The sequence below is a fragment of the Variovorax fucosicus genome (assembly GCF_030316825.1).
In the GTDB taxonomy this organism is placed as follows: Bacteria; Pseudomonadota; Gammaproteobacteria; order Burkholderiales; family Burkholderiaceae_C; genus Variovorax; species Variovorax fucosicus.
This window is the reverse complement of the sequence record NZ_JASZYU010000001.1, coordinates 1192541-1213589: the sequence shown is the minus strand read 5'-3', so window position 1 is coordinate 1213589 and position 21049 is coordinate 1192541. Positions and strand designations below refer to the sequence as shown.

Sequence of the window (21049 nt, the reverse complement as noted above, 5' to 3'; positions counted from 1 at the left end):
CGGGCCGCTGGTGTTGCCCCCTGCAAGGGGGTTGGCGAAGCGACACGAAGTGCGCGAAGACTGGGGGTGTGCGTCATTTCTAGAAGAACATTTTGGGCAACCACAGTACCAATGACGGTACGTAGGTGATAACCACCAGCGCCAGCAGCAGCGGCACCAGCCAGGGAAGGATCGCCATGGTGGTGCGCTCGAAACTCAGGCCCGCCACGCGCGCCAGCACGAACAGCACCATGCCCATGGGCGGGTGCAGCAGGCCGATCATCAGGTTGAGCACCATCACGAGGCCGAAGTGGATCGGGTCGATGCCCAGTTGCGTGGCGATCGGCAGCAGGATCGGCACCAGGATCGTGATGGCCGCCGTGGGCTCGAGAAAGCAACCCACGAACAGCATCAGGAGGTTGGCCAGCAGCAGGAACACCCAGGCCTGCCGGGTGAAGCCGAGCACCCAGGCCGCGATGTCGGTGGTGACGCCGGTGGCGGTCAGCATCCAGCCGAAGATCGAGGCCGCAGCCACGATGAACAACACGGTCGAGGTGGTTTCGATGGTGTCGAGACACACCTTGACGAACATCTTCCACGACAACGTGCGATACCAGGCGAAGCCCAGGATCATGGCCCACACGCAGGCCGCGATCGCGCCTTCGGTCGGCGTGAAGAGCCCCGTCGTCATGCCGCCGATCAGCAGCACCGGCGTCATGATCGGCAGCAGGGCCTCGAACCTGAAGATCCGGTCGAGCACGAACAGGCTGGCCAGGCCCGCGAACACGGTGAGTTGCGCCGGCATGCCGAGCTTGGCCACCAGCAGCCAGATCAGCAGCGGCCAGCCGACCACCACCGCCAGCTCGCACATCGCCTTGAAGAAGCGGGTGCTCGAGAACTTCACGTCGCCGCCCCATTTGTTCTTGTGGGCGTAGTAGCCGACCGTCAGCATCATCAGGATCGCCATCATCACGCCCGGCAGGATGCCCGCGAGGAACAGCGCGCCGACCGACACGTTGGCCATCATCCCGTAGATCACGAAGGGCAGGCTGGGCGGGATGATCGGGCCCAGCGTGGCCGATGCGGCGGTCACGCCGACCGCGAACTCGGTCGAGTAGCCGTGCTCCTTCATGGCCTTGATCTCGATCGTGCCGAGGCCGGCCGCATCGGCAATGGCAGTGCCGCTCATGCCCGCGAAGATCACCGAGCCCAGCACGTTCACATGGCCGAGCCCGCCCTTCATCCAGCCCACCAGCGCCAGTGCAAAGTTGTAGATGCGCGTCGTGATGCCCGCGTTGTTCATCAGGTTGCCGGCCAGGATGAAAAACGGGACGGCCAGCAGCGGAAAGCTGTCGATGCCGCTCACCATGCGGTGGATCACCACGAATGGCGGCAGGGTGCTGTCCGACAGCGCGATGTAGGCCAGCGAAGCGCCGGCCATCGCGATGGCGACCGGAATGCCGCCGGCCATGAAAACAAGGAAGAAGATCTTCAGCATGCGCGCGCGTCTCAGTGATCGGCCAGGGTGGATTCGGGGCGCTCCAGCACGCTGTAGCCGCGCCGCCAGTGGATGCGCGCGACCTGCAGCGAGCGAAACGCCATGGCCGCGAAGCCGAATGCGCACAGCCCGTAGACGATGTTCATCGGCGCGTCGACGATGGTCATGCGCGTGTTGCTGCCGATCTTCAGCATCATCTGGACCGTCATGACCACGGCCGCGACGAAGAACGCGATGCGCAGCACATCGACCGCACGCGACAGCCACCGGCCCATCGCAGCCGGCATGTGGCGGTAGAAGAAGTCGACCTGGATCTGGTTGTTCTTGGCCACGCCGATCGCGGCACCGATGAACACCACGCCGATCAGCATGTAGCGCGCCACCTCTTCGGTCCACGCGGCCGAGTCGTTCATCACGTAGCGCGTGACGAACTGGTAGAACACGGTGAGCGCGAGCATCCAGAAGATCGCCAGCGCGATCCAGCCCTCGGCGATGGTGTCCGAGAGATCGATGGTTTCGTCTTCCACATGGAAGTGGCCCTCGTCGTCGATGATCTTCTTGTCGTCAGTCACTGCAATCTCCTGCTGGTCGGCTCCAGCGGCAAGCAAAGCGAAGCCCGTTCGGGAGACACCGCGGAACCGGCCTCGCCGGGCCGCTGGTGTCGCCCCCTCGAGGGGGAGGCGGCTACACGAAGTGAGCCGCTTGGGGGGTGCTATTTAATTGCGAGGATGCGGTCGTAGTCCTGCTGGCGGTAGCCCTGGTCGGTGGGCTTGGTGGCCTTCAGCACGGCTTCGCGGAACGCGTTCTTGTCGACCGTGATGATGTTGTTGCCCTTCTTCTTGAACTCTTCGGCCAACCGCGTTTCCGAGGCGATGATTTCGCGGCCGGTCTTCTCGGCGGCTTCCTGCATCACATCGCCGAAGACCTTCCTCTCGTCCGCGCTCAGCTTGCCCCAGAGCTGGCCCGAGGTGACGGTGAGCAACGAGTCGATGATGTGGCCGGTCAGCGAGATGTTCTTCTGCACTTCGAAGAACTTCTTGGCTTCGATGGTCGGCAGCGGGTTTTCCTGGGCGTCGACCGTGCCGTTCTGCAAGGCAAGGTACACCTCGGCAAAGGCGATCGGCGTGGCGTTGGCGCCGAGCGACTTGGGAAAAGCCAGGTAGGCCGGCGCATCGGGCACGCGGATCTTCAGGCCCTTCATGTCTTCAGGCTTGGTCACTGGCCTGGCCGCGCTCGACGTCACGTGGCGTGCGCCGTAGTAGGTGAGGGCGGTCACGTGGTTGCCGCTCTTCTCGTCGTAGCCCTTGGCCAGCTCCTTGAAGACATCGCTCTGCGCGTACTTCAGCAAGTGATCGGAATCGCGGAAGATGAACGGAAAGTAGGTGACGGCAAGCGGCTTGTAGGTGTTGCCCGCGAAGCTCGCGCCGGTCAGCACGATGTCGACCGTGCCCAGCGTCAGGCCCTGGTTGATGTCCGACTCCTTGCCCAGGCTCGAGGCCGGGAACACCTGGATCTCGTACTTGCCGTTGGTGCGCTTCTTGATTTCGTCGGCCGCCCACAGCGAGTACTTGTGGAACGGCTCCGACGTTTCGTACACGTGCGCCCACTTCAGCTTGGTCTGCGCATTGGCAATGCCCACGGTGCCTGCAGCGCCCACGGCGATGGCGCAGGCAGCCAGGGTCTTGATGGCGAATCGCTTGTTGATGTTCATTGTTGTCTCCGTTGGTGGTGGGGAAGAAAGCAGGAAGCGACGTTGTTCAAACCGCCTTGGCCCGGCGCCAGCTCGCGCTGAAGCGTTGATGCGACTTGTCCATGTGCTCGTGCATCGCGGCGCGCGCGGCGGCGGGGTCACGCGCCACGATCGCGTCGCGGATCGCCTCGTGTTCGGCGATTGCGCGGCGCCAGGACACCACGGTTTCGAAATAGCCGCCGAGGCGCGTGAACAGCGGGCCCCTGCGCGAGTCCCAGAAGCCCTGCACGGTTTCGATCAGCACCGTGTTGCCGCTGGCTTCGACGATCGCGAGGTGAAAGGCCCGGTCGCCGTCGAGCGGCATCACGTTGCGGTCGGCCATTTCGCGCATGGTGTCGATCGCGCGCTGCATGGCGTCGAAATCCTTCCGCTTGCCATGCAGCGCGGCCAGCGCCGCGGTCTCGCCCTCGACCACGCGGCGCGCGCGGATCAACTCGAGCGGGCCCCATTCGGTCGCTTCGATCGGCGCGGCCGAGCGCTGGGGTCGATCGAGCACATACACGCCCGAGCCGGTGCGCACCTCGACATAGCCTTCGACCTCGAGCGCGATCAGTGCTTCGCGCACCGAGGGCCGGCTCACGCCGAGCTGGCGCGCCAGGTCGCGCTCGGCCGGCAGCCGCGCGCCCGGGACGAACTCGCCCTTGCCGATCAGTGCGCGCAGTTGGTCGGCAATCTGGCGGTAGAGGCGTTGCGGTGCGATCGAGTGCAGCGGCACGGGGAGTCGGGAAGAGGGAAGGGCGGGGTTTAAGGGTTGTCCTGAATTGGACAAGTGGTCAGGCCAATTCAGAATACGATCTGCACGGCGCCGCAACCATCGGGCGAAACCCTGAACGTTCAGCCGGCACCCATTCCATCGAGGAGACAGCATGAGACTCAAAGGGAAGACCGCCCTCATCACGGCGGCCGGGCAGGGCATCGGCCGCGCCACCGCGCTCGCCATGGCCGCCGAAGGCGCCCAGGTCTGGGCCACCGACGTCAACGCGAAGCTGCTCGAAAGCTACGCCGGCACGCCGAACGTGCAGACCGCCGTGCTCGACGTGCTCGACAAGGCCGCGATCCATGCGCTGGTGGCCCGGATGCCGGCGGTCGACGTGCTGTTCAACTGTGCCGGCATCGTGCACAACGGCCCGATCCTCAGCGCCACCGACGACGACCTCGACTTCGCGTTCCGCCTCAACGTGCGCGCGCAGTTCTGGGCCATCCAGGCCGTGCTGCCGCGCATGCTGGCCGCGGGCGGCGGCAGCATCATCAACATGGCGAGCGTGTGCTCCAGCATCAAGGGCCTGCCGAACCGCAACGTCTACGGCACCACCAAGGCGGCGGTGCTGGGCCTGACCAAAAGCGTGGCGGCCGACTACGTCATGCAGGGAGTCCGCTGCAACGCCGTGTGCCCCGGCACGGTCGATACGCCGTCGCTGGGCGAACGCATCAATGCCAATGACGACCCGATCGCGGCCCGCCAGGCCTTCATCGCGCGCCAGCCGATGGGCCGGCTCGCACAGGCGCACGAAATCGCACCAGTGGTGGTGTTCCTGGCCAGCGACGAGGCCATCTTCGCCACCGGCCAGGCCTTCTCGGTCGACGGCGGCATCACGATATGAACCGGCTCGACTTCCACGGCCGGCATGCGGTCATCACCGGTGGTGCCACCGGGCTCGGCTTTGCGATTGCCGAGCGGCTGCTGGCTTCGGGCGGGGACGTCACGCTGTGGGATCGCGACCAGGCAGCCGTCGAGGCCGCAGCGCAGAGCCTCGGCGAGAACGCGGTGGCGGTCGCCGTCGACGTGGCCGATGCCGCCGGCGTCGCCCAGGCGGTGCAGGTCACTCTGGCGCGCCGCAAGGCCGGCGCGACGGTCGACGCGCTGGTCAACTGCGCCGGCATCACCGGCCCGAATTCGAAGCTCGCCGACTACCCCGTCGACGCCTGGCGCCAGGTGATCGAGGTCAACCTCAACGGCGTTTTTCTCTGCTGCCGCGAATGGGTGCCGCACCTGCGCGAACGGCCGTGGGCGCGCATCGTCAACATCGCCTCGGTGGCCGGCAAGGAGGGCAATCCGAATGCCAGCGCCTACAGCGCCAGCAAGGCCGGCGTGATCGCGCTGACCAAATCGCTCGGCAAGGAACTGGCCGACACCGGTGTGCGGGTCAACTGCGTCACGCCGGCCGCGGTCAAGACCGCGATCTTCGACCAGATGACGCCCGAGCACATTGCGTTCATGCTCTCGAAAATTCCGATGGGCCGCTTCGGCACGCCGGCCGAGATCGCGTCGATGGTGGCCTGGCTGTGCACCGAAGACTGCGCTTTCTCGACCGGTGCTACCTTCGACCTCTCCGGTGGCCGCGCCACCTACTGATCCACTTGTCACACTGAAAGGACTCCCCGAATGAAACTCGTGCGCTACGGCAACCCCGGCAAGGAAAAGCCTGGCCTCATCGACGACAACGGCCAGCTGCGCGACCTGAGCGGCGTGATCAAGGACATCGGGCCCGACCAGCTCGGCGACGCTGCCATCGCCAAGCTGCGCAAGCTCAAGGCCGACAAGCTGCCGCTGGTCAAGGGCAAGCCGCGCTACGGCAGCCCGGTTGCCAATGTCGGCAAGTTCATCGCGATCGGCCTCAACTTTGCCGACCATGCGGCCGAATCCGGTCTTCCGGTTCCGAAGGAGCCGGTGGTGTTCATGAAGGCCACCACCTGCATCCAGGGCCCGAACGATCCGGTCATGCTGCCCAAGGGCTCGGTCAAGTCCGACTGGGAGGTCGAGCTCGGCGTGGTCATCGGCACGCGCGCGCGCTATGTCTCGCAAAAGGATGCGCTGAACTACGTGGCCGGCTACTGCACCATCAACGACGTGAGCGAGCGCGAGTACCAGATCGAGCGCGGCGGCACCTGGGACAAGGGCAAGGGTTGCGACACCTTCGGCCCGCTCGGCCCCTGGCTGGTGACGCGCGACGACGTGGCCAATCCGCAGAAGCTCGCCATGTGGCTCGACCTCAACGGCAAGCGCGTGCAGACCGGCAACACCAAGACGATGGTTTTCGGCGTCGCCAAGATCATCAGCTACGTGAGCCAGTTCATGACGCTGATGCCCGGCGACGTGATCACCACCGGCACCCCGCCCGGCGTCGGCATGGGCATGAAGCCGCCGTTGTTCCTGAAGAAGGGCGACGTCATGACGCTCGGCATCGAGGGGCTGGGCGAGCAGCGGCAGGACGTGGTGGGCTTCAAGCTGTAACCTCCCCCGTTTCGCGTTCCCCCCAAAGACCCACCCGCGCGGTGGGTCTTTTTGTTGGGCAGAACAGTCAATCTCCTGCAAAATAGAACGACCGTTCGTTTTATTCTGCAAGCCCATGTCCCTCGATGCCGTTCCCGCCAAAAGTGCCCGTGCGGCCCAGAAAGGGCAGCAGACCAAGGCCGTGATCGTCGATGCCGCGCTCAATCTGGCGCAGCAGATCGGCCTCGAGGGCCTGTCGATCGGGGCCGTGGCCGAGATCACGCAGATGAGCAAGTCGGGCGTGTTCGCCCATTTCGGCTCGCGCGAGGAACTGCAGATCTCCGTAGTGCGCGAGTACCACGCGCGCTTCGAGCAGGAGGTGTTCTACGCCGCCCTGTCGGCGCCGCGCGGGCTGCCGCGCCTGCGTGCCATGTTCGGCAACTGGATGAAGCGCACCTCGGTCGAGATCGATTCGGGCTGCATCTACATCAGCGGCGCCACCGAATTCGACGACCGGCCCGGGCCGGTGCGCGACGCGCTGGTCGAGTCGGTCAGCATCTGGCAGGCCGCGGTGCTGCGCGCCGTGGTGCAGGCGCAGGCCGAAGGCCACCTCGATCCGGGCGCCGACGCGCGGCAGATCGCATTCGAGATCCACGGCCTGATCCTCGCGCTGCACTACGAGGCGCGCTTCCTGCGCGTGCCGGGCTCGATCGAGCGTGCGGAGCGCGGCTTCGACAACCTGCTCGAGCGCTGCGCCACGCCCACGGCGCCGCGGCCTGCGGGCGCATCTCCCCAGCCGCCGCTCAAGCGCGTGCGCTGAACATTTTTCCTTTCCTCTTCTCTTTCTAGAACTTGTCCAGGAGCTTTCGTCCATGCCCATCTACAACCCGCCGCTGCGTGACATGCAATTCGTTCTGCACGAAGTGCTGCACGTCGCCGAAGAACTGAAGGCCCTGCCGGCGCATGCCGAGACCGATGCCGAAACCATCAACGCGGTGATCGAGGAGGCCGGCAAGTTCGCGGCCGAAGTGACGTTTCCGCTCAACATCAGCGGCGACGAAGAAGGCTGCGTGCTCGACAAGACCACGCACGAGGTCAAGGCCCCCAAGGGGTTCAAGGAGGCCTACGCGCAGTTCGTCGAAGGCGGCTGGCCGGCACTGTCGTGCGACCCGCAGTTCGGCGGCCAGGGCTTGCCGTTCGTGGTGAACCAGTGCCTGTACGAAATGCTCAACAGCGCCAACCAGGCCTGGACGATGTACCCGGGCCTCTCGCACGGCGCGTACGAAGCACTGGTGGCGCACGGCACCGACGCGCAGAAGAAAACCTATTTGCCCAAGCTCACGAGCGGTGAGTGGACCGGCACCATGTGCCTGACCGAGCCGCACTGCGGCACGGATCTCGGCATGCTGCGCACCAAGGCCGAGCCGATGGCCGACGGCAACTACAAGCTCACCGGCAACAAGATCTTCATTTCGGCCGGCGAGCACGACATGGCCGCCAACATCATCCACCTGGTGCTGGCCCGCCTGCCTGACGCGCCCAAGGGCAGCAAGGGTATCAGCCTGTTCGCGGTGCCGAAGTTCATCGTCAAGGACGACGGATCGCTCGGCGAGCGCAACCCGATCTACTGCGGCGGCCTCGAGCACAAGATGGGCATCCACGGCAACGCGACTGCGCAGATCGTGATCGACGGCGCCGTCGGCTCGCTGGTCGGCCAGCCGCACAAGGGCCTGGCCGCGATGTTCGTGATGATGAACGCGGCACGCCTGGGCGTCGGCAACCAGTCGCTCGGCCTGACCGAAGTGGCCTACCAGAACGCACTGGCCTATGCCCGGGATCGCATCCAGATGCGCTCGCTGACCGGTCCGAAGGCCAAGGACAAGGACGCCGACCCGATCATCGTGCACCCCGACGTGCGCAAGATGCTGCTCACGGCCAAGGCTTACGCCGAAGGTGGCCGCGCGCTGCAGATCTTTTGTACCCTGCTGCTCGACAAGGAACACCACCACCCCGACGAGAAGGTGCGCAAGGACAGCGGCGAACTGGTCGCGCTGCTCACGCCGATCGTCAAGGCCTTCATCACCGACAACGGCCACATCGCGACCAACGCCTGCATGCAGGTGTTCGGCGGCCACGGCTTCATCAAGGAATGGGGCATGGAGCAGTTCACGCGCGACAACCGCATCAACATGATCTACGAAGGCACCAACACCATCCAGTCGCTGGATCTGCTGGGCCGCAAGGTGCTGGGCAACAACGGCGCCTCGCTCAAGAAGTTTGGCAAGCTGGTCGGTGCACTGGTCGCCGAAGAGGGTGTCAACGAGAAGATGAGCGAGTTCATCACGCCGGTGGCGATGCTGGGCGAGCAACTGACCAAGTTCACCACCGAGATCGGCTTCAAGGGCTTCCAGAATCCCGACGAGGTTGGCGCTGCCGCGGTCGACTACCTGCGCGTGGCCGGCCACTTCGTGTTCGGCTACCTGTTCGCCCGCATGGCCCAGGTGGCGCTGCGCGAGATCGCCGCCGGCAACACCGACCCGTTCTATGTCGCCAAGCTGCAGACCGCGCGCTTCTACTTCGCCAAGCTGTTCCCCGAGACCGCGACGCTGATGCGCACGGCGCGCGCCGGCAGCAAGGTCCTGATGGACACGGATGCGGCCTTGGCCTGATCCTTTCCCTGACAACAAACGTGGAGTCCCGCATGAAATCGATCCTTGCAGCAGTGGTTCTGGTGGCATCGGCCGGCACGGCGCTCGCACAGACGAGTCCGGTCGGGCTGTGGCGCAGCGTCGACGACAAGACCGGTGAGGTCAAGGCGGAGATCCGCGTCACCGAAACCGGCGGCGCACTGGCCGGTCGCATCGAGAAGACGCTGAGGAAGGACGCCAAGGCCGACGCCGTCTGCGACGAATGCAGCGACGACCGCAAGGGCAAGCCGATCGCCGGCCTCGAGATCATCCGCGGCGGCAAGAAGGCCGACGGCAAGGATGTCTGGGAGGGCGGCAAGATCCTCGACCCCGAGAACGGCAAGGAATACCGCGCCAGCTTCACGCCCATCGACGGTGGCAGGAAGCTGGAAGTGCGCGGCTACCTCGGCCCCTTCTGGCGCACCCAGACCTGGACCCGCATGCCTTGACCCACCCCCGTAGCTGCTCACTTCGTGTAGCAGCCTCCCCCTCAAGGGGGCAACACCAGCGGCCCGGCAAAGCCGGCTCCGCGGTGTTCCCCGAAAGAAACCAGAACTTTTGAGCCCAGATATGTCCCGATTTCAAGTGAAGAAGGTTGCCGTGCTCGGCGCCGGCGTGATGGGGGCGCAGATTGCTGCGCACCTGGTCAACGTCCGTGTGCCGGTGGTGCTGTTCGACCTGGCCGCCAAGGAAGGCCCGAAGAACGGCATCGTCACGCGCGCCATCGACAATCTCAAAAAGCTCAAGCCCGCGCCGCTCGGCGACGTGGCCGATGCCGGCCTGATCGAGGTCGCCAACTACGACGACGACCTCGCGAAGCTGGGCGAATGCGACCTGGTGATCGAGGCGATCGCCGAGCGCATGGACTGGAAGCTCGATCTTTACAAGAAGATCGCGCCGCACGTTGCCAAGCATTCGATCCTGGCTTCGAACACCTCGGGTCTGTCGATCACCAAGCTCAGCGAAGCGCTGCCCGAAGCGCTCAAGCCGCGCTTCTGCGGCATCCACTTCTTCAACCCGCCGCGCTACATGGCGCTGGTCGAGCTGATCAACACGCCGACCACCGAGCCGCAGGTGCTCGACCAGCTTGAGGCCTTCGTCACCAGCACGCTCGGCAAGGGCGTCGTGCGCGCGCACGACACGCCCAACTTCATCGCCAACCGCGTCGGCATCGCCGGCATGCTGGCCACGCTGAAGGAAGTCGAGAAGTTCGGCCTCACGCCGGACGTGGTGGACGACCTCACCGGCAAGAAGCTGGGCCGCGCGAGCTCGGGCACCTTCCGCACTGCCGACGTGGTGGGCCTCGACACGATGGCCCATGTGGTCAAGACGCTGCAGGACAACCTGAACGCCGAGACCGATCCGTTCTACGCCAACTTCGCGACGCCGCCGGTGCTGGCCAAGCTGCTGGAGCTCGGCAACCTGGGCCAGAAGACCAAGGCCGGTTTCTTCAAGAAGGTCGGCCGCGACATCCTGCGCTTCGACCTGACCAAGGGCGACTACGTGCCTTCGGGCGAGAAGGCCGACGAGGTCTATGGACGCATGCTGAAGAAGCCGGCAGGCGAGCGCCTGAAGCTGCTGCGAGAGAGCGAAGGGCCGCAGGGCCAGTTCCTGTGGGCCATCCTGCGCGACAGCTTCCACTACGCGGCCGTGCACCTGGCGACCATTGCCGAAAGCGCGCGCGATGTGGACTTCGCGATGCGCTGGGGCTTCGGCATGAAGCAGGGCCCGTTCGAGCTCTGGCAGGAGGCCGGCTGGGCTCAGGTCGCGAAGTGGGTGCAGGAAGACATCGACGCCGGCAAGGCGCTCAGCACGGTGCCGTTGCCCAAGTGGGTGTTCGAGGGCGCTGTCGCCAAGGCCGGCGGCGTGCACACGCCAGAGGGTTCGTGGAGCGCCTCGCAGGGTCAGTTCGTGCCGCAGCGCAAACTGCCGGTGCACGAGCGCCAGTTGTTCCCCGAAAGCGTGCTCGGCGCCAATGCGCCCGATGCCAACACCGCGGGCACGACGATCAGCGACGAAGGCGATGTGCGCGTCTGGACGCTCGACAAGGAAGGATTTGAAGGAGTGCTGATCGCGAGCATCCATTCCAAGATGCACGCCATCAGCCCCGACGTGGCCGAAGCGCTGGGTGCCGCGGTCGAGCTGGCCGAAGCCGAGTACAAGGGCCTGGTGATCTGGTCGCCCGACGAGATGTTCTCGGTCGGCGCCGATCTGCAGGCGATGCTGCCGGCCTTCGTGGTCGCCGGCATCGGTGCGGTCGAAGGGGCCGAAGAAGAACTGCAGAAGGTGATGCTCAAGCTGCGTTACGCGAGCGTGCCGGTGGTGTCTGCCGTGCGCGGCCTGGCGCTCGGCGGCGGCTGCGAGTTGGCCGTGTATTCGGCCAAGCGCGTTGCCGCGATGGAAAGCTACATCGGCCTGGTCGAAGTCGGTGTGGGCCTCGTGCCGGGCGCCGGTGGCCTCACCTACATCGCGCGCCGCGCCGCAGAGAACGCGGCTGCATCGACCGGCACCGACCTGCTGCCGTTCCTGACCGAAGGCTTCACCGCCGCAGCGATGGCCAAGGTCGGCACCGGCGCGCTCGATTCGAAGAAGCTGGGTTATCTGCTCGACAGCGACGTGATCGTCGCGAACAAGGACGAGTTGCTCTACGTCGCGCTGCAGCAGGCGAAGGCGATGGCCGATGCCGGCTACCGCGCACCGCTGCGCCGCAGCTTCCGCGTGGCGGGCCGCAGCGGCGCCGCCACCATCAAGGGCCAGCTCGTGAACATGCGCGACGGCGGCTTCATCAGCGCGCACGACTTCCACATCGCGAGCCTGATCGCGGGCGTGGTCACCGGCGGCGACATCGACGCGGGTTCGCTCGTGACCGAGGAATACCTGATGGCGCTGGAACGCAAGGCGTTCTGCTCGCTCATCGTGCATCCGAAGACGCAGGAGCGAATCATGGGAATGCTCAGCACGGGGAAACCAGTAAGAAACTAACCCCCAGTCTTCGCGCACTTCGTGTCGCTACGCCAACCCCCTTGCAGGGGGCAACACCGGCGGCCCGGCAAAGCCGGTCCCGCGGTGTTTCCCGAACAGAGAAAGCCCTTCAGGAGCTATTCATGAAACAGATTCAAGACGCCTACATCGTCTCCGCCACACGCACACCGATCGGCAAGTCGCACCGTGGCTATTTCCGCAACTACCGGCCCGACGACCTGCTCGCGACCACGCTGAAGGCGGCGCTCGCAGCGGTGCCCGGGCTCGACCCGAAGGCCATCGAAGACATCATCTGCGGCTGCGCGATCCCGGAATCGCAGCAGGGGCTGAATATCGCGCGCATCGGCGCCGTGCTGGCCGGCCTGCCCAACAGCATCGGCGGCATCACGGTCAACCGCTTCTGCGCCTCCGGCCTTTCGGCCGTGCAGATGGCGGCGGATCGCATCCGCGTTGGCGAGGCCGACGTGATGATCGCCGCCGGCGTCGAAAGCATGAGCATGGTGCCGATGATGGGCAATGCGCCCTCGCTGTCGCCCTCGATCTTCGAGCGTGAAGGCGATGTCGGCATTGCCTATGGCATGGGGCTCACGGCCGAGAAGGTCGCGCAGCAGTGGAAGGTGGGCCGCGACGCGCAGGACGCGTTCGCGCTGGCCTCGCACCAGAAGGCGCTGGCCGCGCAGCAGGCCGGCGAGTTCGCCGACGAGATCACGCCGATCGAAGTGACCGACCGCACGCCGGACCTCGCGACCGGCGAGCCGGTCGCGAAGACGCGCACCGTGAACCTCGACGAAGGCGCACGTCCCGACACCAGCCTCGAAGGACTCGCCAAGCTGCGCACCGTGTTCGCAGCGCGCGGCACCGTGACGGCCGGCAACAGCTCGCAGACCTCCGACGGCGCCGGTGCGCTGATCCTCGCGAGCGAAAAGGCGGTCAGGCAGTTCGGCCTGACGCCGCTCGCGCGCTTCGTGAGCTTTGCCAGCAAGGGCGTGCCGCCGCACATCATGGGCATCGGGCCGATCGAGGCGATTCCGGCCGCGCTGCGCTATGCGGGGCTGAAGCACGAGGACATCGACTGGTTCGAGCTGAATGAAGCCTTCGCCGCGCAGTCGCTGGCGGTGATCAACACGCTTGGGCTCGACCCCAGCAAGGTCAACCCGATGGGCGGCGCGATCGCCCTGGGGCACCCGCTTGGCGCAACCGGCGCGATCCGCTCGGCCACCGTGGTGCATGCGCTGCGCCGCAAGAACCTGAAGTACGGCATGGTGACGATGTGCGTCGGCATGGGGCAGGGCGCCGCAGGCATCTTCGAGCGCGTGTAGTCGCAACCGAGTTGCTGGCATGCAAGAACAACAGCTGCAGGTCGACCCCGCCACGCGCATCGCGCTGCGGGTCTATGAACCCGCCGATGGCATGCCACCGCGCGCCAGCGTGGTTATCGGCGGCGCGATGGGCGTGCGCCAAGGTTTCTACGCACCTTTTGCCGAATGGCTCGCCACGCGGGGCCTGCGCGTCACCACTTTCGATTACAGGGGCTCGGGCGCCTCGATGGAAGGCCGGTCGCTGCGCGGCTACCGTGCCGACCTGTTCGACTGGGCTCGCGACTACGAAGCCGTGATCGACGCGGCCAAGGCCGTCGAGCCCGAGCTGCCGCTCTACCTGTTCGGCCACAGCCTCGGCGCGCAGTTGCCGGGCTTTCTGCGGCGGCCGCAGCAGGTCGACGGGCTGCTGAGCATCGCGGCCGGCAGCGGCTACTGGCGCGACAACGCGCCGAAGCTCAAGCGCATGGTGCCGTACTTCTGGTGGGTGCTGGTGCCGATCGCGACGCGCATCTGCGGCTACTTCCCGGGTCGCAGGCTGCGCAAGGTCGGCGACCTGCCGCGCGGCGTGATCCTGCAGTGGCGCCGCTGGTGCCTGGATCCGCGCTACAGCGTCGGCGCCGAGGGCGAAGCGGCGGCGCAGAGCTATGGCCGCGTGCAGTTCCCGGTGCTCGCGCTGTCGATGACCGACGACGAACTCATGACCTTGCGTGGCACGCACAACCTGATCGGCCTCTACACCGGCGCGCCGCAGGAGGTGCAGCAGATCGCACCGGCCGACGTGCAGGCCGGGCGCATCGGCCACTTCGGCTTCTTCCACGAACGCTTTGCCGACAAGCTGTGGCCGCGCGCGCTCGAGTCCTTGCGCGGCTTCCAGCGCGCCGCCGCTGCGCGCGTCGCCTCCACGACTGCCTGAACCCACGCGCCGATGCACACTGCCGCCATGACCGCTCCTCACATCTTCGACCGGGCGCTGGCGCTGAAGCCGAGCGGCATCCGCGCCGGCCTTTCGACCGGCATGACCAGCGCCGATTACTGGAACATGATCGGCCCGTTCGGCGGCACCACCGCGGCCGTGGTGCTGCAGTCGGTGCTGCAGCATCCCGACCTGCTGGGCACGCCGATCGCGCTGACGGTGAACTACGCAGCGGCGATCGAGGCCGGCGCGTTCGATGTGCAGGCCACCGCCGTGCGCACCAACCGGTCGACCCAGCACTGGACGATCGAGATCACGCAGGCCGCCGCCGGCGGTGCGCCGCATGTGACCACCACCGCAACGGTGGTCACGGCCGCGCGTCGCGAGACCTGGGGTGCCAACGACCTGCCGATGCCCGCCGTGCCGGCGCCGGCCGCGGTCAAGCGCATCAGCATCGGCCCGACCGGCGTCGCATGGACGAACCAGTACGAGATGCGGCCGATCAGCGGCAAGATTCCGGCGACCTGGGATGGCGGCGGCGACCACAGCGAATCCTTGATCTGGCTGCGCGATGCCGATCCGCGCCCGCTCGACTTCACCTCGCTGGCGTCGCTGAGCGACATGTTCTATCCACGCGTCTGGCTGCGCCGGGCGCGGCATGTGCCGGCCGGTACCGTGTCGATCACGACCTACTTCCACGTTGGCCCGGCCGAACTCGCCGCCGTGGGCACCGGCTACCTGCTGGGCCGCGCGGTCGGGCAGCAGTTTCACAACGGCTTCTTCGACCAGGCCGCGCAGTTGTGGAGCGAAGCGGGGCTGCTGCTCGCCACGAGCAACCAGATCGTCTATTTCAAGGAATGACCATGACGCGCAAGACCGCCCTGATCGTCGGTGCCGGCGACGCCACCGGCGGTGCCATTGCGCGTCGCTTTGCGCGCGAGGGCTACGTGGCCTGTGTCACGCGCCGCAGCCTCGACAAGCTGCAGCCGCTGGTCGCGCAGATCGAGGCCGACGGCGGCGCAGCGCGCGCCTTTGCCTGCGATGCGCGCAAGGAAGAAGAGGTCATCGCGCTGGTCGAAGAGATCGAATCGACCCTCGGCCCGATCGAGGTGATGGTGTTCAACATCGGCGCCAACGTGCCCGAGAGCATCCTGGCCGAGACCGCGCGCAAGTACTTCAAGGTGTGGGAGATGGCCTGCTTCTCGGGCTTCCTGAACGGCCGTGAAGTGGCCAAGCGCATGGTGGCGCGTGAGCTTCCCGAGGGCGGGCATCGCGGCACGATCATCTTCACGGGGGCCACGGCATCGCTGCGTGGCGCGGCCAACTTCGGCGCTTTCTCGGGCGCGAAGATGGCGTTGCGCGCATTGGCGCAGTCGATGGCGCGTGAGCTGGGGCCGCAGGGCATTCACGTCGCGCATGTGGTGGTTGACGGCGCGATCGACACCGAGTTCATCCGCAGTAACTTTCCCGAGCGCTATGCGTTGAAGGAGAGCGATGGCATCCTGAATCCGGAACACATTGCCGACAGCTACTGGATGCTGCACACGCAGCCGCGCGACGCTTGGACGCACGAGCTCGATCTGCGGCCGTGGTCTGAGAAGTTCTGAGATGACGACTTGGTTTCTTGTTCGTCGTGTTGTGGGTCATTCAGGGCGCGCTCACGCCGACGGGGTACCTTGCTCCGCGAATGTCCCCCGGCCTTCGGCCTCCTCCTTTATTTCGCTGCGCAAGGCACCCCATCGGCGTGATCCGTCAGAGCGGTCGTTCATCGGCCAGCACGACAGCCGCGCCCATCGTGCACAGGGCATCGGGTGCTCCCCGCAGCGAAATAAAGGAGGAGCCGAAGGCGGGGGACATTCGCGGAGGGGAGTACCCGGTGCCCTGTGCACGCGCCCCGAACAAAAGAGCCCCGAACAAGAACGCCCAGAACAAAAGCACCCGACAAGGAGACACTCATGACCCACTCCATCGACTTCTATTTCGATTTCGGCAGCCCCGCCGCCTACCTGGCCGCGACGCAGCTGCCGCACATCGCGGCCGACGCCGGGGCCACGCTGGTCTGGAAACCGATGCTGCTCGGCGGCGTGTTCCAGGCCACCGGCAATCGCTCGCCGGCCGAGATCAAGCTCAAGGGCCGGTACATGAACAAGGACCTGGCCCGTTTTGCCAAACGTTACGGCGTGCCCTTTGCGCACAATCCGCACTTTCCGATCAACACGCTGCTGCTGATGCGCGGTGCTGCCGGACTGCAGATGGCGCAGCCCGAGCGCTTCATGGACTACGTGAAGGCGATCTACGCCGCCATGTGGGTCGACGGCCGCAACATGAACGACCCCGCCACCGTGGGCGCCGCGCTGCAGGCCGCCGGCTTCGACGCGGCGGCTGTGCTCGCACTCGCCAACGCGCAGGCCACCAAGGACCGGCTCAAGGCCACCACGCAGGAAGCGGTCGAACGCGGCGTGTTCGGCGCGCCGACCATGTTCGTCGGCGACGAAATGTTCTGGGGGCAAGACCGCCTCGACTTCGTGCGCGAGGCCCTCGCGGCCTGAACTTCATCATTCTTCTCCAAGGAAACCTCCATGAGCGACATCCTCGTCCACACCGAAGCCGGTGTAATGACCCTGACCTTCAACCGTGTCGAGCGCAAGAACTCGATCACCGGCGCCATGTACGACGCACTCTCGGTAGCGCTCGATCAGGCCGCGGGCGATGCGGCCGTGCGCACCGTGCTGATCCAGGGTGACCCGACCGTCTTCTGCGCCGGCAACGACATCGGCGACTTCATGGCCGCCGCGAGCGCGCCGGCCCAGCAGACCCTGACCGAGTCGCCCGCGATCCGCTTCCTGCGGCTGATCGCGGCATTTCCGAAACCGGTCGTCGCCAGCGTCTGTGGTCCGGCCGTCGGCATCGGCACTACGCTGCTGTTTCATTGCGACCTGGTCTATGCGGGCGACAACGCGGCGTTCTCGATGCCGTTCGTGAACTTGGGCCTGGTGCCCGAAGCCGCGTCGAGCATGCTGGCGCCGCAGATGTTCGGCTACCACCGCGCGGCCGAAGCGCTGCTGCTGGGCGAGCCCTTCATGGCAGAGGCCGCGCTCGAAGTGGGCCTGGTCAACCGCGTCGTGCCGCCGACCGAATGCAACGGCATCGCGCAGACGCAGGCGCGCAAGCTGGCGGCCAAGCCGTTGTCGGCGCTCGTCGAAACCAAGCGCCTGCTCAAGCTGGCGCAGCTGCCCGCGGTGCTGGAGCGCATCGGCGTGGAGGGCGCGAGCTTCGGCACTGCGATGCGCTCGCCGGCAGCCAAGGAAGCTTTCACCGCCTTCATGGAAAAGCGCAAACCCGATTTCTCGAAGGTCTGATCGCCGTTCGTCGAGCGGCCCTGCGCTAAAGTGCTTCTCCGCTTTTCACGAGGAGACGACAGCGTGGCCATCACAAGACGACAGGCATTGGCAGCGGCTGCGCTGCTGGGCGCCCGCGCCACCGCCGGTGCGCAACCCGCTGCGCTCGAGGGCGGCACCCTCAAGATCGTGGTGCCGTACCCGGCAGGCGGCACTTCCGACCGCGCGGCACGGCTGCTTGGCGACGCGATCGCACCGAAGCTCGGCGTCACGGTGATCGTCGAGAACCGCGTCGGCGCCGGCGGCAGGCTTGCCGCGCAACAGGTTCACAAGGACACCAGCGGCCAGAACCTGGTGCTGCTGGCCAACCCGGCCACCATGCTGGTCGCACCGCTGGTGTTCAAGGACGCCGGCTACGACCCGGACAAGGACTACGTTGCGCTGTCCCAGGTCACGAGCTACGACTTCGGCATCGCGGTCGGGCCGGCCGTGCCGGTGCGCGAGTTCGGCCACCTGCGCGCCTGGATGCAAACCAACCAGGACAAGATCGCTGCCGGCGTGCCCGCCACCGGCAGCCTGCCGCACTTCTTCGCGTTGATGCTGGGCGACAAGATGAAGCTCAGCATGCCGGTGGTGGGCTACAAGGGTTCGGCGCCGCTGATGAACGACCTGATGGGCGGCCATGTGCCGATTGCGTTCGACTCGCTCGATGCACTGGAGCCCCTGGCCAAGGCCGGCAAGGTGCGCATCCTGGCCGTTTCAGGCGTGCGCCGCGCGGCCTCGCTGCCCGATGTGCCTACCTTCAAGGAAGCCGGGCTCGACCTGTCCGCTTCGGGCTGGAACGTGGTGTATGCGGCCCAATCGATGCCGGCGGCACGCCAGCGCGCCATCGCAACGGCCGTGCAGCAGGCCATGGCCGACCCCGCGCTGCAGGCCCGCTTCAGGTCCGCCGAGATGGTGCCGGTGTCGAGCAGCAGCGCGCAGACGGTGGCGATGCTCGCCGCCTACAAGGCGCAGTGGGCGCCGGTGGTGAAGAAGTCGGGCTTCCAGCCCTGATTCATTCCCGCTCGATCGCCCGCGGCCTTCCGTTGTCGTCGATCGCCACATAGGTGAAGGTCGCCTGCGTCACCTTGAGGTACTCGCCCTGCGCCTTGAAGCGCTCGGCGAACACCTCGACCGTCACGGTGATGGAGGTGCGGCCGATCTTCACCAGCTTCGAATAGAACGAGAGAATGTCGCCGAGCCGCACCGGCTGCTTGAAGATGAATTCGTTCACTGCCACGGTCGCCATGCGGCCCTTGGCATAGCGCGCCGGAATCACCGAGCCCGCCAGGTCGCACTGGGCCATGACCCAGCCGCCGAAGATGTCGCCGTTGGCGTTGACGTCGGCCGGCATCGGAATGACCTTGAGCACCAGCTCCATGTCGGTCGGCAGGCTCTTGAGGGTTGCGGCCACACTGGCGCTGGAAGAATCGGACATGGGCACAATCTGGAGAACAACAACAGCCACGATTGTCATCCATGCGCCGCAGCGGCGAAACGCTTTCCTCTCCTCACGCCGCCTCTTCCGGTGCGCCCGCGCGCGCCGATCGCTCCGACTGGGCCACGCTGCGCCGCCTGTTTCCCTACCTCTGGCAGTACAAGTGGCGCGTGCTGGCGGCGCTGGCATTCATGGTCGGCGCCAAGGTCGCCAACGTCGGCGTGCCGGTGCTGCTGAAGAACCTGGTCGACACCATGACGCCGAAGCCCGACCTGGCGCAGGCCCTGCTCGTGGTGCCGATCGCGCTGCTGGTGGCCTACGGGCTGCTGCGTTTTTCGACTTCGCTGTTCGGTGAACTGCGCGAGCTGGTGTTCGCCAAGGCGACCGAAGGCGCGGCGCGCAGCATTTCGCTCGAGGTGTTCCGGCATCTGCACGCGCTGAGCCTGCGCTTTCACCTGGAGCGGCAGACCGGCGGCATGACGCGCGACATCGAGCGCGGCACGCGTGGCGTGCACTCGCTGATCTCGATGTCGCTCTACAGCATCGTGCCGACGATCATCGAGCTGACGCTGGTGCTCACCATCCTCGGCGTCAAGTTCGACGCGCTGTTCGTCTGGATCACCGGCGTGGCGCTGATCCTCTACATCGGCTTCACCGTCACGGTGACCGAATGGCGCACCCAGTTCCGCAAGACCATGAACGAACTCGACTCGGTCGCGCAGAGCCGCGCGGTCGATTCGCTGCTGAACTACGAAACGGTCAAGTACTTCAACAACGAGGAGTTCGAGGCACAACGCTACGACGCGAGCCTGGACCGCTACCGCAAGGCCGCCATCAAGAGCCAGCGCACGCTGTCGATGCTCAACACCGGCCAGCAGCTGCTGATCGCGGTGAGCCTGGTGCTGATGCTGTGGCGCGCGACCGCGGGCGTGGTCGAGGGGCGGATGACGCTGGGCGACCTGGTGATGGTCAACGCCTTCATGATCCAGCTCTACATCCCGCTCAACTTTCTGGGCGTGATCTACCGCGAGATCAAGCAGAGCCTGACCGACCTCGACAAGATGTTCGTGCTGATGGAAAAGGAGCGCGAGGTGCGCGATGCGCCGCAGGCGCAGCCGCTCGCGGGCGTCGATTCCACCGTGCGTTTCGAGGACGTCAGCTTCGCCTACGAGGCCGCGCGCCCGATCCTCAAGCATGTGAGCTTCGAAATCCCTGCCGGCAAGACGGTGGCGGTGGTCGGCCCTTCGGGCTCGGGAAAGTCCACGTTGGCGCGGCTCATGTACCGCTTCTACGACGTGCAGCAAGGCCGTATCACCATTGGTGGCCAGGACATCCGCGAGGTCACGCAGGCCAGCGTGCGGCGATCCATCGGCATCGTGCCGCAGGACACGGTGCTGTTCAACGACTCGGTCGAATACAACATCGCCTACGGCCGGCCGGGTTCCACGCGCGACGAAGTCGAGGCGGCGGCGAAGGCGGCGCGCATCCACGACTTCATCATGGCCACGCCGAAGGGCTACGACACGCCGGTCGGCGAGCGCGGTCTCAAGCTCTCGGGCGGCGAAAAGCAGCGCGTGGCCATTGCGCGCACGTTGCTCAAGGACCCGCCGATCCTGATCTTCGATGAAGCCACCTCGGCCCTCGATTCGGCCAACGAACGCGCGATCCAGGCCGAACTGCAGAGTGCCGCGCAGAACAAGACCACGCTGGTGATCGCGCACCGGCTGTCGACCGTGGTCGATGCGCACGAGATCCTGGTGCTGGAGAGCGGTGTCATTGTCGAGCGCGGCACGCACGCCGGCCTGCTGGCGCAGAACGGCCGCTATGCGCAGATGTGGGCGATGCAGCAGGTCGAAGCAACGCCGGTCGTCCTTTGAGATCAATTCAGGAAC

Annotated in this window: 20 protein-coding genes; 15 read left to right on the top strand and 5 right to left on the bottom strand. The window is 66.2% G+C overall.

Translation table 11 applies throughout. The features are described from left to right. Nucleotides 1–79: 79 nt before the first annotated feature. The 4 genes from QTI05_RS05665 to QTI05_RS05650 form a co-directional block, all read right to left on the bottom strand. Complete coding sequence (locus tag QTI05_RS05665; RefSeq protein ID WP_286623272.1) at nucleotides 80–1477, bottom strand: TRAP transporter large permease; 1398 nt, start codon at nucleotides 1475–1477, stop codon at nucleotides 80–82. Nucleotides 1478–1488: 11 nt separating this feature from the next. Continuing rightward, nucleotides 1489–2049 carry a TRAP transporter small permease gene (locus tag QTI05_RS05660; RefSeq protein ID WP_286623271.1) on the bottom strand — a complete coding sequence of 187 codons (561 nt, stop codon included), beginning with the start codon at nucleotides 2047–2049 and terminating at the stop codon, nucleotides 1489–1491. A gap of 140 nt (nucleotides 2050–2189) precedes the next feature. Next, a complete protein-coding gene (locus tag QTI05_RS05655) occupies nucleotides 2190–3188 on the bottom strand; it encodes a sialic acid TRAP transporter substrate-binding protein SiaP (RefSeq protein WP_286623270.1) in 999 nt (332 codons plus the stop codon). Nucleotides 3189–3234: 46 nt separating this feature from the next. Further along, nucleotides 3235–3942, bottom strand: a complete 708-nt coding sequence (locus tag QTI05_RS05650) for a FadR/GntR family transcriptional regulator (RefSeq protein WP_286623268.1) — start codon at nucleotides 3940–3942, stop codon at nucleotides 3235–3237. A 151-nt stretch (nucleotides 3943–4093) separates the two neighbouring features. On the opposite strand from QTI05_RS05650, the gene QTI05_RS05645 reads away from it, so the two are divergent. The 14 genes from QTI05_RS05645 to QTI05_RS05580 all read left to right on the top strand — a co-directional run bounded on the left by QTI05_RS05645 (nucleotide 4094) and on the right by QTI05_RS05580 (nucleotide 18733). Next, entirely contained in the window at nucleotides 4094–4828 is a 735-nt protein-coding gene (locus tag QTI05_RS05645) for an SDR family oxidoreductase (protein WP_286623266.1), read from the top strand. Further along, nucleotides 4825–5580 carry an SDR family NAD(P)-dependent oxidoreductase gene (locus QTI05_RS05640; protein WP_286541594.1) on the top strand — a complete coding sequence of 252 codons (756 nt, stop codon included), beginning with the start codon at nucleotides 4825–4827 and terminating at the stop codon, nucleotides 5578–5580. Before QTI05_RS05645 ends, QTI05_RS05640 begins: the two co-directional genes overlap by 4 nt. A gap of 30 nt (nucleotides 5581–5610) precedes the next feature. Further along, nucleotides 5611–6459: a fumarylacetoacetate hydrolase family protein gene (locus tag QTI05_RS05635; RefSeq protein WP_286623264.1), complete on the top strand. Its 849-nt coding sequence runs from the start codon at nucleotides 5611–5613 to the stop codon at nucleotides 6457–6459. Between the two features lie 115 nt (nucleotides 6460–6574). Further along, nucleotides 6575–7258: a TetR/AcrR family transcriptional regulator gene (locus QTI05_RS05630; protein WP_286623262.1), complete on the top strand. Its 684-nt coding sequence runs from the start codon at nucleotides 6575–6577 to the stop codon at nucleotides 7256–7258. Between the two features lie 52 nt (nucleotides 7259–7310). Then, complete coding sequence (locus QTI05_RS05625; RefSeq protein ID WP_286541598.1) at nucleotides 7311–9107, top strand: acyl-CoA dehydrogenase C-terminal domain-containing protein; 1797 nt, start codon at nucleotides 7311–7313, stop codon at nucleotides 9105–9107. 32 nt (nucleotides 9108–9139) lie between these two features. Then, entirely contained in the window at nucleotides 9140–9574 is a 435-nt protein-coding gene (locus tag QTI05_RS05620) for a DUF2147 domain-containing protein (RefSeq protein ID WP_286623260.1), read from the top strand. Nucleotides 9575–9695: 121 nt separating this feature from the next. Further along, nucleotides 9696–12107, top strand: coding sequence for a 3-hydroxyacyl-CoA dehydrogenase/enoyl-CoA hydratase family protein (locus QTI05_RS05615; protein WP_286623259.1), 2412 nt, complete (start codon nucleotides 9696–9698; stop codon nucleotides 12105–12107). Between the two features lie 122 nt (nucleotides 12108–12229). Then, entirely contained in the window at nucleotides 12230–13426 is a 1197-nt protein-coding gene (locus QTI05_RS05610) for an acetyl-CoA C-acyltransferase (protein ID WP_286623257.1), read from the top strand. 19 nt (nucleotides 13427–13445) lie between these two features. Further along, the gene (locus QTI05_RS05605; RefSeq protein ID WP_286623256.1) at nucleotides 13446–14339 is read left to right on the top strand and encodes an alpha/beta hydrolase family protein; all 894 of its coding nucleotides are present in this window, start codon (nucleotides 13446–13448) and stop codon (nucleotides 14337–14339) included. A gap of 27 nt (nucleotides 14340–14366) precedes the next feature. Beyond that, a complete protein-coding gene (locus QTI05_RS05600; protein ID WP_286623254.1) occupies nucleotides 14367–15200 on the top strand; it encodes a thioesterase family protein in 834 nt (277 codons plus the stop codon). Continuing rightward, entirely contained in the window at nucleotides 15197–15946 is a 750-nt protein-coding gene (locus tag QTI05_RS05595; RefSeq protein ID WP_286623253.1) for an SDR family oxidoreductase, read from the top strand. The genes QTI05_RS05600 and QTI05_RS05595 overlap by 4 nt, the downstream gene beginning before the upstream one ends. A 348-nt stretch (nucleotides 15947–16294) precedes the next feature. Beyond that, on the top strand, nucleotides 16295–16888 hold the full coding sequence (locus QTI05_RS05590) for a 2-hydroxychromene-2-carboxylate isomerase (RefSeq protein ID WP_286541605.1): 594 nt from the start codon (nucleotides 16295–16297) through the stop codon (nucleotides 16886–16888). A gap of 30 nt (nucleotides 16889–16918) precedes the next feature. Continuing rightward, nucleotides 16919–17698: an enoyl-CoA hydratase gene (locus tag QTI05_RS05585; RefSeq protein WP_286623251.1), complete on the top strand. Its 780-nt coding sequence runs from the start codon at nucleotides 16919–16921 to the stop codon at nucleotides 17696–17698. A 63-nt stretch (nucleotides 17699–17761) separates the two neighbouring features. Then, entirely contained in the window at nucleotides 17762–18733 is a 972-nt protein-coding gene (locus QTI05_RS05580) for a tripartite tricarboxylate transporter substrate-binding protein (protein WP_286623249.1), read from the top strand. Between the two features lies 1 nt (nucleotide 18734). Here the strand turns inward: QTI05_RS05580 and QTI05_RS05575 are convergent, their stop codons facing one another. Continuing rightward, nucleotides 18735–19157 (bottom strand): acyl-CoA thioesterase, encoded by a 423-nt coding sequence (locus tag QTI05_RS05575; RefSeq protein WP_286541608.1) that lies wholly within the window; start codon nucleotides 19155–19157, stop codon nucleotides 18735–18737. A 41-nt stretch (nucleotides 19158–19198) separates the two neighbouring features. On the opposite strand from QTI05_RS05575, the gene QTI05_RS05570 reads away from it, so the two are divergent. Further along, nucleotides 19199–21034: an ABCB family ABC transporter ATP-binding protein/permease gene (locus tag QTI05_RS05570; protein WP_286541609.1), complete on the top strand. Its 1836-nt coding sequence runs from the start codon at nucleotides 19199–19201 to the stop codon at nucleotides 21032–21034. Nucleotides 21035–21049 lie beyond the last annotated feature (15 nt).